At 71.2% G+C, this 15,759-nt stretch carries 16 protein-coding genes; 10 read left to right on the forward strand and 6 right to left on the reverse strand.

Annotated elements, in window-relative coordinates; translation table 11 throughout:
- Positions 1-29: 29 nt before the first annotated feature.
- Positions 30-1,055, reverse strand: a complete 1,026-nt coding sequence (locus K8638_RS35780; RefSeq protein ID WP_223759204.1) for a nucleotidyltransferase domain-containing protein — start codon at positions 1,053-1,055, stop codon at positions 30-32.
- A gap of 156 nt (positions 1,056-1,211) precedes the next feature.
- Here K8638_RS35780 and K8638_RS35785 point away from each other — a divergent pair, with 156 nt between their 5' ends.
- The 4 genes from K8638_RS35785 to K8638_RS35800 all read left to right on the forward strand — a co-directional run bounded on the left by K8638_RS35785 (position 1,212) and on the right by K8638_RS35800 (position 4,287).
- Entirely contained in the window at positions 1,212-2,207 is a 996-nt protein-coding gene (locus K8638_RS35785) for an NAD-dependent epimerase/dehydratase family protein (protein WP_223759205.1), read from the forward strand.
- Positions 2,208-2,271: 64 nt separating this feature from the next.
- A complete protein-coding gene (locus K8638_RS35790; RefSeq protein WP_223759206.1) occupies positions 2,272-3,132 on the forward strand; it encodes a WGR domain-containing protein in 861 nt (286 codons plus the stop codon).
- Positions 3,133-3,160: 28 nt separating this feature from the next.
- Positions 3,161-3,574: a hypothetical protein gene (locus tag K8638_RS35795; RefSeq protein WP_223759207.1), complete on the forward strand. Its 414-nt coding sequence runs from the start codon at positions 3,161-3,163 to the stop codon at positions 3,572-3,574.
- Positions 3,571-4,287: a hypothetical protein gene (locus K8638_RS35800; protein ID WP_223759208.1), complete on the forward strand. Its 717-nt coding sequence runs from the start codon at positions 3,571-3,573 to the stop codon at positions 4,285-4,287. Before K8638_RS35795 ends, K8638_RS35800 begins: the two co-directional genes overlap by 4 nt.
- 12 nt (positions 4,288-4,299) lie before the next feature.
- On the opposite strand, the gene K8638_RS35805 is transcribed toward K8638_RS35800, so the two are convergent.
- Entirely contained in the window at positions 4,300-5,127 is an 828-nt protein-coding gene (locus tag K8638_RS35805; RefSeq protein WP_223759209.1) for a hypothetical protein, read from the reverse strand.
- A 235-nt stretch (positions 5,128-5,362) separates the two neighbouring features.
- On the opposite strand from K8638_RS35805, the gene K8638_RS35810 reads away from it, so the two are divergent.
- Both K8638_RS35810 and K8638_RS35815 read left to right on the forward strand, forming a co-directional pair.
- A complete protein-coding gene (locus tag K8638_RS35810) occupies positions 5,363-6,550 on the forward strand; it encodes an extracellular solute-binding protein (protein WP_223759210.1) in 1,188 nt (395 codons plus the stop codon).
- 61 nt (positions 6,551-6,611) lie between these two features.
- Positions 6,612-7,808: an extracellular solute-binding protein gene (locus tag K8638_RS35815; RefSeq protein WP_223759211.1), complete on the forward strand. Its 1,197-nt coding sequence runs from the start codon at positions 6,612-6,614 to the stop codon at positions 7,806-7,808.
- A gap of 32 nt (positions 7,809-7,840) precedes the next feature.
- Here K8638_RS35815 and K8638_RS35820 read toward each other — a convergent pair whose 3' ends face one another.
- Positions 7,841-8,404, reverse strand: coding sequence for an RNA polymerase sigma factor (locus K8638_RS35820; protein ID WP_223759212.1), 564 nt, complete (start codon positions 8,402-8,404; stop codon positions 7,841-7,843).
- Positions 8,405-8,774: 370 nt separating this feature from the next.
- Between K8638_RS35820 and K8638_RS35825 the strand changes: the two genes are divergently transcribed.
- Positions 8,775-10,745 (forward strand): glycoside hydrolase family 88 protein, encoded by a 1,971-nt coding sequence (locus K8638_RS35825; protein WP_223759213.1) that lies wholly within the window; start codon positions 8,775-8,777, stop codon positions 10,743-10,745.
- A 60-nt stretch (positions 10,746-10,805) separates the two neighbouring features.
- Here K8638_RS35825 and K8638_RS35830 read toward each other — a convergent pair whose 3' ends face one another.
- Positions 10,806-11,177, reverse strand: coding sequence for a hypothetical protein (locus K8638_RS35830; protein ID WP_223759214.1), 372 nt, complete (start codon positions 11,175-11,177; stop codon positions 10,806-10,808).
- A 2-nt stretch (positions 11,178-11,179) separates the two neighbouring features.
- Positions 11,180-11,908, reverse strand: coding sequence for a hypothetical protein (locus K8638_RS35835; RefSeq protein WP_223759215.1), 729 nt, complete (start codon positions 11,906-11,908; stop codon positions 11,180-11,182).
- 249 nt (positions 11,909-12,157) lie between these two features.
- On the opposite strand from K8638_RS35835, the gene K8638_RS35840 reads away from it, so the two are divergent.
- Complete coding sequence (locus K8638_RS35840; RefSeq protein ID WP_223759216.1) at positions 12,158-12,799, forward strand: hypothetical protein; 642 nt, start codon at positions 12,158-12,160, stop codon at positions 12,797-12,799.
- Entirely contained in the window at positions 12,771-13,868 is a 1,098-nt protein-coding gene (locus K8638_RS35845; protein WP_223759217.1) for a hypothetical protein, read from the forward strand. Before K8638_RS35840 ends, K8638_RS35845 begins: the two co-directional genes overlap by 29 nt.
- Before the next feature lie 94 nt (positions 13,869-13,962).
- On the opposite strand, the gene K8638_RS35850 is transcribed toward K8638_RS35845, so the two are convergent.
- On the reverse strand, positions 13,963-14,736 hold the full coding sequence (locus K8638_RS35850; protein ID WP_223759218.1) for a hypothetical protein: 774 nt from the start codon (positions 14,734-14,736) through the stop codon (positions 13,963-13,965).
- A 448-nt stretch (positions 14,737-15,184) separates the two neighbouring features.
- Between K8638_RS35850 and K8638_RS35855 the strand changes: the two genes are divergently transcribed.
- A complete protein-coding gene (locus K8638_RS35855; protein WP_223759219.1) occupies positions 15,185-15,757 on the forward strand; it encodes a sigma-70 family RNA polymerase sigma factor in 573 nt (190 codons plus the stop codon).
- Positions 15,758-15,759: the final 2 nt, after the last annotated feature.

Genomic DNA, 15,759 nt, shown 5'->3' on the forward strand with positions numbered 1-15,759 from the left:
CTGGCCGCCGAGAGGCCGGGACCGCGGCGTTACGCCGGGCTGGCGCCGTACTGCTTCAGCTTGCGAAGCGACTCACGCGCGGCCTCGCGCAGAGACTCCTCCGGCGCGTCCTCGAGCGCTTTCAGCGCGGCTGGCACCTCGTCACCCGGGTAGAGGATGTCCCCCAGCCGCTGGACCGCGAGGAGGCGGTCCGGCAGTTCGCCGCGCCGCACCTCGGCCAGCAGGTAGTCCCTGTACCCGGCGAGGAAGTGGTTCTCCGCCTCCAGCATCCGGGCGCAGAGCGCGCGCAGGTGCTCGCGGTCCGCGGGCGCCTCCGGCACGCGGTAGCCCCAGCGCTTGCGGCACTCGTAGATGTCCATGAACAGGGGCGTCCACGCGTCATTCACGTGCTGGCGGTGCGCCTCGATGGCGTCCTGCTTGGAGGACGTGTGCCTTCCGGCCTTGCTCGCCACTTCCACCGTCGCGAGCCGGCAGGCGAGGGTGACGAGCTCCTTGAATCCCCGGTGGAGCTGGCCCCGGGCGTCCATCGCCTCGCGGTGGTCGTAGCCGTACAGCTCACCGCGCGGGTCCGGGTAGCCGAGCGGGTAGCGCAGCGGCTCGCCCTCGGCCCGGGCGCGGGCGCGCTCGATGAACATGTAGGGCCGGTGCATGCAGTAGCGCAGCCACCGGTCCATCGGCATCAGGGGGATTCGCTCCCGGAGGTCCTCTCCCGCCAGCAGCACGGAGGACAGCTTCAGGTTGACCTCTCCTTGCTCCAGCAGCCGCGCCTCTTCCACCGCGCTCAGGTCCAGGGGGAACCGGGCCAGTGGCCCGACATAGTGGCGGAGGCGCTCGGCGCGCTCCTTCTCCCCCTCCTGGAAGCGCTCCTTGAAGACCAGCACCAGGTCGATGTCGCTGTCCTCCACGGCCTCGCTCGTCGCGTGGCTGCCCAGCAGGTAGACGGACCGGAGACGGCCCGGGAAGACCATCTGGCACAGGCCGATGAAGCCGTAGAGGACGGCGTTGACGTGCATGTCCTCCGTCAGGCCGACCAGGGAGAGCTCTTCATCCACCACGTGTGTTCCTCCAGGCACCCAGGGGCGCATCGCCGAGGCGAGTCTCGGATGAGCGGGAGGCGGAGGCAATCGGGCCAGGCACGGGGCGCTTCCCGGCTATCCGGCGGGACACGGGTGGTGGTAGGAGCGCCGGACCTCAAGACAGGGGAGCAGTCCATGCGGGCATTCGTCACCGGGGGGTCGGGCTTCGTGGGCAGGAACCTCATCGCCGCGCTGAAGGCGCAGGGGCACTCGGTGCGCGCGCTGGCGCGCTCTCCCTCGGCCGTGAAGGCCGTGGCCGAGGCCGGCGCCGAGCCCTTCGAGGGAGACCTGTCCGACGCGGACCGGCTGAAGCCGGGCATGGAGGGCTGTGACACCGTCTTCCACTCCGCGGCGAACGTGAAGGCCTGGGGGCCTCGCGCGGAGTTCTACGCGGCCAACGTGCGGGGCACGGAGCACGTGCTGGAGGCGGCGCGCTCGGCGGGCGTGAAGCGGCTGGTGCACATCAGCACGGAGGCGGTGCTGGTGGACGGCTCGCCGATGGTGCAGGTCAACGAGACGTGGCCCGTGCCGGAGCGCCCCATCGGCAACTACGCCTCCACGAAGGCCGAGGCGGAGAAGCGGGTGATGAGCGTGAACTCCGCGGAGCTCACCACCGTGGCGGTGCGCCCTCGCTTCATCTGGGGGGCGGGCGACACGTCGCTGCTGCCTGCCATCGTCGAGGCGGTGAAGGCGGGCCGCTTCCGGTGGTTCGGCGGAGGGCGCTACCTCACCTCCACGTGCCACGTGGCCAACTGCGTGGAGGGGACGCTGCTCGCGGCGGAGAAGGGCCGGGGTGGCGAGGCGTACTTCCTCACCGACGGCGAGCCGGTGGTGTTCCGGGACTTCATCACCGAGATGCTCCAGACGCAGGGCGTGGACCCGGGCACGCGCACGATGCCGTACGGCCTGGCCGCGGCCCTGGCCACCCTGGGCGACCTGGCGTGGGGCACGCTCGGGCTGCCCGGGCGCCCGCCGCTCACGCGCACCGAGCTGCTGCTGGTGGGGCGCGAGGTGACGGTGAGCGACCAGAAGGCCCGCCAGGAGCTGGGCTACGAGGGCCGCATGACGCGCGAGGCGGGCCTGCGCGAGATGCGGGAAGCGCACAAGGCGAATTCGCCACGCACGCTGTGAGACCCGGAGCGCGTGTGTGCGCTAGCCTGGGGGCCATCGCCGACGCACGGAGGAGGAAGCGCCAATGCGCAGGTTCGAGTTCGTCGAGGGCAGCAGCTCCAAGTTCTGGGAGCCGGAGCTGAAGGGCAACACCTTCATCGTCACGTACGGCCGCATCGGCACCACGGGGCAGCGCAAGGAGAAGGACTTCCCCGACGAGGCCTCCGCCCGGCGCGAGTACGAGAAGAAGGTCGCGGAGAAGCTGCGCGAGGGCTACCGCGAGGTGACCGCCGGTGCCGGAGAAGCCGCCGCCCCGCCGCCTCCGCCCACTCCCGAGAAGGCCCCGCTGCCCCGCCGCGTGCCGCCGGCCACCCCCACGCCCGAGGCCGTGAAGGCCGCCGCCGAGGCCCTCGCCGGCCTGCGCGCCCGCCTCGGGTGGCGGAGCTGGGAGGTCACCTCCCGTGCCCGGCGCGCGCGGCGGGCCCTGCTCGCCCTGGGAGGCGTGGACCCCTCTGCGCACCCGGAGCTGGCGGGCACCTTCTCCGCGCTGATGGAGCGCGTGGTGGCCTCCCCCAGGGAAGGCCGCCTGCCGCTGCGCCACGCGCTGGCGCTGCTGGGCGCGGTGGACGTCGCGGCCTTCGTGCGCGCCACCGAGGTCTGGCGGCGCGCGGCACAGGCCGTCCCCGCGGCCTCGGTCGTGTCCCAGCAGGCCTCGTCGCTGGGCGAGCCGGAGCTGGCGCTGCGCCTGGGCATGCTGCTGGCGGAGCGTCCCGGCCTGCGCGGTGGCCCGTCCGAGGAGGGCTGGGCGAAGCGTTGGAAGGAGCTGCGTCCGCACCTGGAGGCGCACCTGTCCTCCGCCGGGGGCTCGCTGGCCGCCTGGGCCAAGGGCGTGGACGCCGGGGGGGATTCGCACCTCACCCAGCGGCTGGCCCGCCTGGAGGCGTGAGCCCGCGCCCCGGTGCTACCGTGGGCGCATGACGAGCACCACCCCACGAGGACTGCTGGCGGCGCTCCTGCTGCTGGCGGCGGGCTGTGCCTCCGAGAGCGGCGCGAAGCGCGGAGGCGGGACGGAGGCGGACGCACGCGTGCAGGAGCTGGAGGCACGCAACCAGGAGCTCCGCGAGGAGCTGCGCCGCAAGGAAGCGGAAATCGAGCAGTCCTTCGCCGCCACCACCCAGGCGGAGGCCTCCGCCGGGCTGCGTGGCCTGGACTGCGCCGGTGTCACGTCCGCCAGCGCCCCCGCGCGAGGGATGCCGCGCTCGGGCTCGGTGCACTCGAAGCTGAAGCTGAACCACCGCGCCTTCCAGCTCGCTCCGAGCTTCTCCAGCGCACGGAGCACCGGAGGCTGGAAGGTGTCGCAGGGCAACTGCCAGGTGACTCCGCAATGAGCGCGCGAAAGATGGGGGCCTCTCCGTGGGCGGTGCTCGCGGTGGCCGTGCTGCTCGGGGGCTGTGCCGTGGACCCCCGCGTGCGCGCGAAGTCGCTGGAGGACGAGAACCGGAAGCTCACCCGCGAGGTGCAGGCCGCCGACCAGGCCGTGCAGGCGTCCGCCGCGTACCTGGCGGAGATGCAGGCTCCGGCGAAGGCGGGCGGGGCCTTCTCGCTCTACTTCACGCCGGAGACGCTGGACCGGATGGCCGCGCAGACGGTGCCGTACCGGATGTCCGGCCGCGAGTTCAACAGCAAGCTCAAGGGCGAAATCATCGTCGAGCGGGTGACCGACTTTCAGTTCCTCTCCCGCAACCGGCTGCGCTGCAAGGCGCACCTGCGAGGGGAGAAAATCAAGTACACCGGCAGCGTGCCCTCCTTCGCGAGGGGCCAGGTGAAGGAGTTCGAGCAGGCCGTCACCAAGGGCGCCATCGCGGACCTGGAGGTGCGGCTGGAGCTGGACGGGCCCCACGTGGTGGCCCGGGCGCGGGCCACGGACATCCGCCTCAAGGCGAAGCGCGACTCCAGCGCGGAGAGCCGCCTCCAGGACGAGATGAACAAGAAGGCGCTGCGCCTGCCCCTGGTGTTCGACATGACCATCCAGGGACATGGCGCCGTGCCGCGCCGGCTGATGGTGACGGGCAACCACGTCGTCGTCACCTACGCCCCCTAGCCACGCGGGTGCTCAGGGGGTGCCGCCGGCCGCGGTGCCCGTGGCCTCGGGCCCCTTCGCGGGGACGAGGTCCGGGTGCCGGTCCATCTCCTCGGCGGGGAAGTTGGCCGCGGCCTCCAGGTAGAGCTTCGGCTGGACGCGCCTGCGCATCGCGCGCGACAGCCCCTCCGGCTCGATGAGCTGGGGTTCGCCGCCCGCGGCCTGCTCCACCCGGTGCCCGTCGCAGAAGTGCGCCACGGTGCGGCCGTCCGCGTCCTGGCGCACGTAGTAGGCGACAGCCTGTCCCACCTGGGGCTTCTCCGGGCACCAGTTTCCGCGCGCGGACGCCTCCCTCGCGGGGGCCTCCTCCTTCCACTTGCGCACGGCCTCGCCCCGCTTCGCCGCCTCCAGCGCCTTCGGGGCCTCCGCCAGCCGCGTCCGCGAGGCCTCCAGCAGCTCCGCGCCGCGCCGGGCGATTTCCGGAAAGGCTCCGGAGCGGCGGAAGCCACACTGCTCCAGGCCCGCGAGCGTGCCGCGATGCACCTCCAGCACCGGGGGCAGCGTTCGCGTTGCTTCCTGGAGCAGCGCCGCCTGCTGCGCATGGTCCGGAGCCTCCGGACGGTGCGCGCGCTCCGTCTCGCGCAGGAAGCGCGCCAGCAGGCTGTTGACCGCCGTCAGCTCGTCCGCCAGCCACCGTGGCTCCGCGTCACACGGGTTGGCCTTCGCCCCCGCGTAGTCGCGATAGTCCGCTCGGGCCATGCCCAGGACGTAGCTCTTCATGGGAGGCGCGGGCCTCGCCGCACAGGCGCAGAGCGCCGCCCCCAGGCCCGTGAGCACGAGCCGCCGAAGGATTGCCGTCATGGGTCGATTCTGCCATCCGGTTGGAGTGCAAACAAATATCACGATGGGTGCCAGTCACCGGGGCCCGGGCCGCTCGCGCCCCCAGCATCCGGGCGTGGTGACACACAGGTGTCTCCGCTGCGTGACGGGCCTGTGACAGGGTTGCAAAGACGAGGTGAGTTAAGGGGCGGACTCCTTGTGGCGCGGCGTCGGGGCGTTTCAAGGTGGTGACCGACGGCGCGGAGGAGGACTGCCGATGTGGAAGTTCCATGTGGGGTGGCTCGCGCTGGCGCTGCTGGCGGCGTGCAGGTGCGGCGGCCCTTCGGGTGGGGGAGGGACTCCTGGCGCCGGGAGCGCCACCTCCGGCCGGCCCCGGAACGCGGTGGTGCTCACCGTGGCCTACGGCAGCGAGAAGAAGACCTGGCTGGAGGAGCAGGCGCGGGCCTTCGAGGCCGGCCGTCCCACCACGAAGTCCGGCCGCCCCATCCGCGTCGACGCCCGGGCCCTGGGCTCCGGCGAGGCGCTGCGGGAGATTGTCTCCGGCCGGCTGAAGGCCCACGTCTACAGCCCCGCCTCCAGCGCGTACCTGCCCCTGCTCAACAGCGCATGGACGCGCGCCACCGGCCGGACGCAGCCGGTGGTGGGGCAGGGGGAGCCGGTGCTGCTGTCCCCCGTCGTCATCGCCATGTGGAAGCCCATGGCGGAGGCGCTCGGCTGGCCGGACAGGGCCATTGGCTGGGCGGAGCTGATGAAGGTGGCCGCCAACCCGCGGGGCTGGGCCGCCCACGGCCACCCCGAGTGGGGCCGCTTCAAGCTCGGCCACACCGACCCGGAGCGCTCCAACTCCGGCCTGCTGTCGGTGCTGGCGGAGGCCTACGCGGGCGCGGGCCGGACGCGCGGGCTGAGCGCGGCGGACCTGGAGTCTCCGGAGACGCTGGACCTGCTCACGCGAATGGAGGGCACGGTGGTGCACGACGGTGAATCCACCGGCGCCCTCGCGGACACGATGCTGGAGCGCGGCCCGGGCTTCCTCTCCGCCGCCGTCCTCTACGAGAACCTGGTCATCGAGTCCTACGCGAAGCCGCCGCGCGCGCCCTTCCCGCTGGTGGCCGTCTACCCGGTGGAGGGCACCTTCTGGTCGGACCACCCGTACACGACGCTGGAGGCGGAATGGGTGGGCCCCGAGGAGAGGGAGGCGGCGGAGGCCTTCCGGCGCTTCCTCGTGTCCCGGCCGGCGCAGGAGCGCGCGCTGGCGCTGGGCTTCCGTCCCGCGGACCCGGCCGTGGCCATCACCGCGCCGGTGGACGCCGCGCATGGCGTGGACCCGAAGCAGCCGCAGACGTTGCTGGAGCTCCCCGGCGCGGCCGTGCTGGAGAAGCTGCTGGCCGTCTGGCACCAGACGCGGGAGTCCACCGGCCCCTCGACGGGGAGCCGGGCGGAATGAACGCCGGCCCTGGCGCCTTCGAGGAGCCCCTGAAGTCCATTCACGAGGTATGAGTCGGGACATGAAGCCCAAGGCCCTCATCATCATCGGGTTCCTCGCCGCGGTCATTGGGGTGCTCTATCTGTCCTCCCACCGCAACGGCGGCACGGGGGAGGGCGGCGGTGCCTCGCGTGGGGGCCCGCGGGCCACGCCCGCCGAGGTGACGGAAATCTCCTTCCTCTACAGCACGGAGAAGAGGGACTGGGTGGAGTCCGCCGCGGCGGCGTTCCAGCGGGAGAACCCGGCCATCAAGGTCCACCTCGTGGGGCGGGGCTCCCTGGAAGCGGCGCAGGCCATCCTCGATGGCCGCGAGAAGCCCACGGTGTGGAGCCCCGCGGACAGCGCGGTGCTGCGGATGCTGGAGTCGGACTGGGCCACCGAGCCCTCGCGCGGGCCGCTGTTCGTCACCGACGGCGAGGGCGCTCCGCAGCCGCTGGTGATTACACCGCTGGTCTTCGTGGTGTGGGAGGACCGGGCGGAGGTGCTCCAGAAGGCCAACGAGGGCCGGTCCGTGTCATGGAAGGCCATCCACAAGGCGGTGGCGAGCGACCAGGGCTGGTCCTCCATCGGCGGGAAGCCGGAATGGGGCCTCGTGAAGCTGGGCCACACGGACCCGACGCGCTCCAACTCGGGGCTGCAGGCGCTGCTGCTGGCGACGCTGGAGTACTACGACAAGCGCAGCGGCCTGACGGTGGGCGACCTGCTGGACCCGAAGTACCAGGCGTGGGTGACGCAACTGGAGAAGGGCGTCACCCGCTTCGAGACCTCCACCGGTACCTTCATGACGGACATGGTCCGCTTCGGCCCGTCCCGGTACGACATCGCGGTGGTGTACGAGAACCTGGCGATTTCCCAGATTGCGAACGCGCAGGGCCGGTGGGGCAACCTCAAGGTGTACTACCCGGCGCTCACGCTGTGGAGCGACCACCCGGCGGCGGTGCTGCAGGGCCCCTGGGTGACGCCGAAGCAGAAGGAGGCGGCGCTGGAGTGGCTGCGCTACCTGCGCAGCCGGCCGGTGCAGGAGCGGGCGCTGGCCTTCGGCTTCCGGCCCGCGGACCCGTCGGTGCCGCTGAAGACGCAGGACGCGGCCAATCCCTTCACCCGGCTGGCCTCGCACGGCATCCAGGTGGACGTACCGCCCGCGGCGGAGGTGCCCGAAGGGCCGGTGGTCCGCAACCTCCTCACCCTGTGGTCCCGCGTGGTGGCCGTGTCGCGGTAGGCGCGGCGCTCGCGGGCGGGACGGCCGGGGTTTCACGCCGCCCTCCTGGCCGTCATCTGCCGCTCGCGCGGGCCGGCGCGCTGGGGCCGGCGGACGTCGAGCGCGACGCGGAGCTCCTGGTAGGCGAAGCTCAGGCGGCGGCGCACGTTGACGGGCGTCAGGCCCAGCCGCTGGGCGATGTCCGGGCTGGCCAGGTCCTGCTCGAGACGCAGGACACAGGGCCCCCGCAGGGGGGCGGGCAGGGCCTCGACATGCCGCATCAGCAATGAGGTCTGCTCGCGCTCCAGCAGCACCTGTTCGGGAGAGGGGGCTGGCGGTTTCAGGCCCGGGCCGGGCGCGTCTTCGTCCTGTTGGGACGCAACTGCGTTGCGGCGCCTCCACCGGATGAGGTCGGTGCACGCGTTGATGAGGATGCGCGCCAGCCAGGCCTCGACGTCCTTCAGCTGGTGCTGCTGCTCCTCGAAGGCGTCGAGCGCCCGGAGCATGGCCGTGCTCAACGCATCCTCCGCGTCGGCCCTATGTCCTCCCATGCGGTGCAAGCTCAGCTTGAAGAGCTTCGGGCGGTGATTCTGCCACACCTCCCAGAAGCGGGTCATCGTTGTCTCGTGCATTGGTTCCCCGCGGGTTGGCCGGGGGCGCGAGAGCAACGGGCATGCCCTCGCGTGCGCGCCTCGCGAGGTAGGCCTCCGCGTGTAGTCCTCCAGCTGGCACCGCCAGGGCGGACACGGGGCGTGGCAATCCCGTACCTGCCCTGGACGAGACGGCCTTCCCGGGCCCGGAGAGTGTCAGGCAGTGGGCCTTTGGGCCGGCCGTGATGCCGCCATCCGGGCAGCTCGCTGCTTCGCAAACCGGGCAGCCAGACGGCGCGACGGCATGGGTCCCTGGCCCCGCTCCGTCTACGCCGTCACCTTGCCGGCGGATGAATGGGAGGGCTTGTGTATGACATCAAATCGTGGGTTGGGGAGAATGGCCGCGGCGCTGTGCCTGCTGATGGGGATGGTCATGCCCCGCGCGGAGGCCTTCAGTGACGCGGACGCCGTGAGGGTGATTGGCTTCGCGCGCACGCAGCTCGCGGACACCACGCGGGAGATGCCGGACGCGACGTGGTCGCCGAAGGCGGCGCTTCCGGACGGGACGTGGAGCCGGGAGCCCAACACGGACCTCATCGAGTGGACGCAGGGCTTCTTCCCCGGAAGCATGTGGTTCATGTACCAGGTGGCCGGGGAGCCGCTCTGGAGGGACCGGGCGGACCGCTGGACGCGGGCGCTGGAGCTGCAGAAGACGAACCGGCAGACGCACGACCTGGGCTTCAAGCTCTTCCTGAGCTTCGGCAACGCGTACCGGCTCACCGGTGACACGTACTACCGCGGCGTCCTGCTCACGGCCGCCGAGTCGCTCGCGTCCCGCTACAACTCGCAGGTGGGCATCATCAGCTGCTGCGACTGGAACTCCGACTGGCAGGTGCCGCTCGTCACCGACACCATGATGAACCTGGAGCTGCTGCTGTGGGCCTCGCGGAACGGCGGGCGCGCGGAGTGGCGGACCATGGCCGTCAACCATGCCCTCAAGACGCTCCAGGACGCGGTGCGGGCGGACGGCAGCTCCTTCCATTACGTGGACTACAACCGCACCACGGGGGCCATCCGCTCCAGGGGCACCTACCAGGGGTACTCGGCCAGCTCCACGTGGGCCCGCGGCCATGCGTGGCTCATCTACGGCTACACCATGGTGTACCGGTACACGGGCGACGTGAGGATGCTGGAGGCGGCGCGGAAGGTGACGGACTGGTACCTGGCCCATCTGCCCGCGGACAGGGTGCCCAACTGGGACTTCAACGCCCCCAGCCAGCAGAAGGACTCGTCGGCCGCCGCCATCGTCGCGTCCGCGCTGCTGGAGCTGAGCGCCCTGGAGACGGACGCCACCCGCAAGACGCGCTACCGGGACGCGGCGCTGCGCACGCTCGACGTGCTGGTGTCGCCGGCCTACTACGCGGACGGCACCAACAGCCCGGGCCTGCTGCTGCACGGCGTGGGGAACCATCCGGCGGGGCGGGAAATCAACACCACCCTCATCTACGGTGACTACTACTTCCTGGAGGCGGTGCTGCGCTTCAACCCGAAGCCGCCGTATCCCTGGTACTCGAAGACGTCCTTCTACCAGAGCCAGCACCTGCTCGGCTCCTCCAACACCGGCGTGCGTACCATCGAGTTCGACGTCAACCCACGCGCCACCACGCAGGACGGCACGGTGGGCTACACGGACAGCTCCACGGCGGTGACGGGCTACTCCGTCCTGAACATGACGGTGCGCATGAACACCAGCGGCTACTTCGACGTGCGCAACGGTGGAGGCTACGCGGCGCTCACGCGGGTGAACTGGGTCTCCGGACAGACGTACCACGTACGCATCCGCGCGGACCTCGCCGCGCAGCGCTACAGCGTCTGGGTCCGTCCTCCGGGCGGCAGTGAAGTCCAGATTGCCAGCAACTACGCCTTCCGTACCGGCGCTCCGGCCATCAACGACATCGGCCGGGCCTCGGTGAGGACGGTCATCGCCGACAGCGACTTCCGCGTGCTGAACCACTCCATCACCGCTGGCTCGAGCGCGGTCTCCACGCCCTCCAGGCCGCTGGAGGAGCAGGGGCTGTCAACCGCGTTCCTGGACTCGCTGGGCGAGTTCGAGAGCAGGGAGGCGGTCCTGACCGCCGGTGATGGGAATGACAGCACGGCCTCGGCGGAGGGGGACGGCGCTCCGGGCGTCATCGAGGACGCCACGGCACAGCCGGAGACGCCCCCGGTGGACGCCGCTCCGGAGGTGCCCGAGGTGGTGGACGAGCGGGGCGCGGGGTGCGCCAGCGCCGCCGCCGTTCCGCTTCCGCTGGCCGTGCTGATGCTCCTGGGCCTGGCCGTGCGCCGGAGGCGGGCCTGGAGGAAGTGAAGTGCAGGGGCCCCGCCAGCGCGCGTCCACTGGCGGGGCCCACTCATCTGGCGCGAAGTCTCAGCGCGTTTCCTTCTGGTAGGCCTTCACCAGGGTGTTGATGCGCCGCCCGCTGGGGTCCTCCTTGCGAGGGTCGGCGATGACGAGCACCGTCTTTCCTGAGGCCACGGAGGAGCCGACGGTGTTGCCCACGAGCTTCCAGCCCGCGTCCTCGGCGGCCTTCGCCTTCTCCTCGTTGTCGAAGACGCACACCGTGGCGTCCAGGCCGCTCACCTTGCCCGCGTGACACTTGCCGCCGGGCAGCTTCTCGCCCACGTCGCTGAAGCCGGAGGGCGACTCACCGGCCGCCTTCCACGCGTCGAGCACGTCATCCGGGCCGCTGGAGCAGCCCGCCACGAGCAGCGCGGCCAGCGCGCATACCGTCCGCCGCATGCTCAGTCCCGCCCCTTGAACTTCTTGTGCTTGTGCTTCTTGTGCTTGTGCCTCCGGTGTTCGCAGTGGTCGTCGTGCTCGTGCACCACTTCGCGCTCGTGCACGACGACCACGTCATGCCGGACCGGAACGGCGCCCACGTTCACCTCGACTCGCGGCACCGGGAGGTTGACGTTCACCTGGAAGATGGGGCCGTGGTACTCGGGCGGCGGGGCCACCGTCACCACCGGGCGGGTGGGGTTCCACGTGCGGTACACCGTGTTGACCCGGACGAGCTGCGGGCTCTCGCGCCGGTACTCCTCCGGGTACTCGCCCGCGTAGTAGTAGACGTCCTCCTTCTCCACGAACTCCTGACGCGGCGGCGGCTCGTAGGCGTGGTAGTGCGGCCCGTCGTGGTAGCAGTACTCCACCACGTCCACGTCCACCTCGATGTTGATGAGCACGTTGAGGACCACCGGGTGGTGCCCGTAGTACGAGTGCCGGGGGCCCTCGTAGCCGAAGGGCGTGGGGTCCCCGATGAAGACATAGGCACCGTCATGTGTGCGGTAGAGCACGTCCGCCTGCACCGGTGCCGCAGTGTGCACGTGCATGGCTTCGATGTGGCAGAGCCCATCCGCCGGCTGCCCACTCCGCGGGTGCATGCCCGCGTACTTCCACTGCTTCGCCTCGGCCGTGCCCGCGGCGAGCAGCAGCGCGGCTCCCACGAGGCCCATCCGGTTCATCCGTGACATCCATGCCTCCATCATGGCCACGCACCCTACGCGACGTGCCGTGTCGGAGAGGAGGCGCACTGCCTTCGCGGCCGGGAAAGTGTCCGCTCGGCAGCCTGCGGGTCTTCCTCCCTCACAGTCCTCGTGAAGGGTTTCCACCGTACTCAACCGCGCACGCCGCGGCGCGGCCTGAGGTACCTTCGTGCCTCGTCGATGATGCTCCTGCCTTCCCCCCAGAGACTGCGCCGTGGCCTGCTCGCGACCGCGGGCTTGTTGACGGCTCTGGGACTGGGAGTGGAGACGGTGCACCATGCGTGGGGTGTCTCGCGGCTCGAGCCGCTCGTTGCCTTCGTCTCGCTCAGCTACGAGCGGAACCTTCCCACGTGGTACGCGTCGGGGCTGCTGCTGTGCTGCGCGCTGGTGCTCGCGCTCATCTCCCGTGTCACCTCACGCGCGGGCGAGGCCGGGAGGCACCACTGGACGGCGCTGGCCTGTGCGTTCGCGTACATCTCCCTGGACGAGGCCGTGGGTCTGCACGAGCACCTGGGCGGGCTGCTGGAGCTGGACGGAGTGCTGTTCTTCAGCTGGGTGGTGCCGGCGGCCGTCGTCGTGACGCTCGGTGGGCTCGCCTTCCTGCCCTTCCTCATGCGCCTTCCCCCGCGGCGGCGGGGGCAGTTCCTCGTGGCCGGAGTCCTGTACGTGGGCGGCGCGCTCCTCATGGAGCTGCCGCTGGGCTGGTGGACGGAGCGGCACGGCAACGACAACCTCGTCTACGCGCTCATCGACCATGTGGAGGAGGCGCTGGAGCTGACCGGGGTGAGCCTGTTCCTCGGCGCGCTGATGGAGGAGCTGGGAGAGCGGGTGCGCGTGGAGGAGGTACCGCATGGCCGGGCCGCTGGCGGCGCGCGCTGAGGCCGAGGCGCTCCCGGACGCCGGCTCCATCGCGCCGGCGCGGGAGGTGTCCGAGGCGCGGGCGCGCTCGCCGTACATCGTGGGCCCCGTCTACGACTGGGCCTTCTTCCTGCTCCCACCGCTGCTAGCGCTCGGGCTGGGCATCGCCATCTCGGGCACCTCCTTCAGCGATGCGTCCTTCCGCCTCTTCGGGCAGGAGAAGACGGGGGCCGGGCTGCTGGTGGGCAGCCTCATCCACGCGCACCTGGTGGCGGTGTTCTTCCGCAGCCATGGCAACCCGGCCATCTTCCGGCTCTACCCGCTGCGCTTCCTGCTCGTCCCGGTGCTGGCGTGGGCCGCCATCCGGGGCTCGGTGGTGGTGGCCGCCGCCGCCACGGTGCTGGCCACGTTCTGGGACGTCTGGCACTCGGGCCTGCAGACGTTCGGCTTCGCGCGCATCTACGACCGCAACCGGGGCAGCCCTCCCGAGTCGGCGCGGCGGCTCGACTTCTGGCTGAACCACCTGCTGTACGCGGGCCCCATCCTCGCGGGCGCCACGATGCTGGACCACTTCCAGAGCTTCGAGGTGTTCGGCGACGTGGGCCTGCCGTGGCTGGCGTCCGTGCCCGCGCGGATGACGGCCACCCACCGGGCCTGGACGCTGGGCGTGCTGGGCGTGGGGAGCGTCTTTCTCGCCTTCTACGTGCTGACGGCGGTCCGGCTGGCGAGGCGGGGCCAGCCGCCTTCGTTCCACAAGGTGTTCCTGCTGGTCACCACGGGCGCCTGCTCCATCTACACCTGGGGCTTCAACAGCTGGGGCGAGGCCTTCTTCATCATGAACCTCACCCACGCCGTGCAGTACCTGGCGCTGGTGTGGGCCCAGGAGCGGGGGCGCATCCGGGAGCGGGTGCGGGGCCGGAGCGCGGGCCTGGCGCTCGCGCTCTTCCTGATGCCGGTCATCGCCTATGGCGTGGGCGCGGAGCTGCTGGACCCCGACCTGGAGAGTCTCTACGCGCTCACGCTCGTCGTGTCGCTGATGCACTTCTGGTACGACGGCTTCATCTGGTCGGTGGCGCGCCGGCAGGTGTGAAGCGCCCGCTCAAATCATCCCGTATGGCACGCGGACGGTGGCATGGCGCCCCGCGACGCCACGCCACCGCCCGCTGCTCACGCCCGGGGGGGAATCAGTCCTCGCTGCCCTCGTCGTCCTCGTCGTCGTGGTCCTCGCCGCCGTCGTGGTCATCGTCATCGAAGGCGTCGATGGACTTCTTGATGCTCTCCTCGATGGCGGAGCGCGACTCGTCCTCGCGCGGGTCCAGCCGCTGGCCGTCGGGGCCGGTGAACCAGGTGCTGGGGTCGATGTTGATGGTGACGTTCTGCCCGTCCTCGGCCTTCACCTCGAAGCGGGCCTCGCGCTCCTGCTCCACCGTCAGGCTGGAGACGAAGCTGAAGGGCTGCCCGTCGATGCGGCCGTCGATGATGACGGAGGCCTCTTGCTGGGCCATCTCCTTCAGCCCCGCGTCGTCGCCCGCGTCCTCGATGGACACCTTCTCGATGCCGAACTCGATTTCGTCGTAGATGCCCGGCTCGACCTGCACGTTGCTCAGCTGCACCACCTTGCCCTCCAGCTCCTGGCCGGACAGGTCGATGATGAAGGGGCCCGTCTCCCTCTCGTCGTGGTCGTCCGCCGCCTCCGTGTCGCTGGAGCCGCTCTCTCCCGAGAGGCCATCGTCGTCGTCATCGCCCTCGAGCTCGAGGTCGAGCTCCTTCACGGAGAGCCGGATCCTCTCGACGGTGATGCCGTTGGACGTCTCCAGCCGCTGCGCGGTCTGGCCGGGGACCGCGGCGCCGCTCTTCGCGGCACCCACCCGCGTGCTCAGCCCCACCGCGGCGGGCTCGTTGCCACTGCAGGCGGACAGCAACATGACGGACGCGCACATTCCCAAGTAACGACGCATGGCTTTCGTCTCCTGATGTGAGGGGCTCTCCGGTCCGCGGCACCTTCCGGCCCGTCGCCGCGGCACTGGCCCTTTCGAAAAAGAAGGAGCCCGGACGCGAAAATCGGCCACAGCCCCGCCTTTTCTCCGGGGCTCCTCGCCCCGGCTGTCCAGGTGTGAGGTCCATTCGCACCTGGGGCGTGTGGCCGAAAAGGGCCTCGTGACTCCTTCCCATGCGGCGGGGTACTCAATGAGGAGACATGGCTTGGTTCCACACTCCCGCACAGGCGTCTTCGAGGGGCTGTCCCGCCAGGGGCATCCCTACGCCCGGTCGCGAGCGGCCGCTGGCGGACGGGCACGCCTGCGGGTGTCCCGCTGGCCCCTGGAAGCGCCCGCGGGAGGGACTGCACGCCGGTACCTCCGGAGACCGGGCACCGGGACGGGGTGGCGCGGGCGGGGAGGCGGTGCCGTGACGGAGGAGGAAGTCGCCGTCTGCATCCAGCGCGCGGCGCGGGGCGAGCAGGACGCGTGCCGTCAGCTCTACCAGCGCTTCCACGGCTCGGTGCGCCGCGTGGCGTTCGGCTTCTCGGGACTGGGGCCGGCCGAGGTGGAGGACGTCGTCCAGGAGACGTTCGCCCGGGCCTTCCGCGAGCTGCCCCGGTTGCAGCACCCGCGGGCCTTCAGCCGCTGGCTGGTGACCATTGCCCGCAACCACGCGCTGGCGCTCAGCCGTGGCGAGCGCGTGCGGGCCCTCGCCGCGGAGCACCTGTCGCGGGAGGTGGAGGACATCGCTCCCGCCGTGCCACCCTCGCTCGGGGTGGAGCGGCGGGTGGCCGTGGTGCGCGCGCTCATCGAGGAGCTGCCCGAGGGCCCCGAGAAGGAGACGGCCCGCCTGTTCTACCTGGAGGGTGAGCTGAGCGCGCGGGAGATCGCCGAACGCCTGGGGCTGGGCAAGAGCGCGGTGACGATGCGGCTGGAGCGCTTCCGGGCCCGGGTGAAGCGGGAGTTGCTGGCGCGGCTGCTGGCCGCGGAGGTGGAGTGACC

This window comes from Myxococcus sp. RHSTA-1-4, assembly GCF_020037125.1.
Taxonomy (GTDB): domain Bacteria; phylum Myxococcota; class Myxococcia; order Myxococcales; family Myxococcaceae; genus Myxococcus.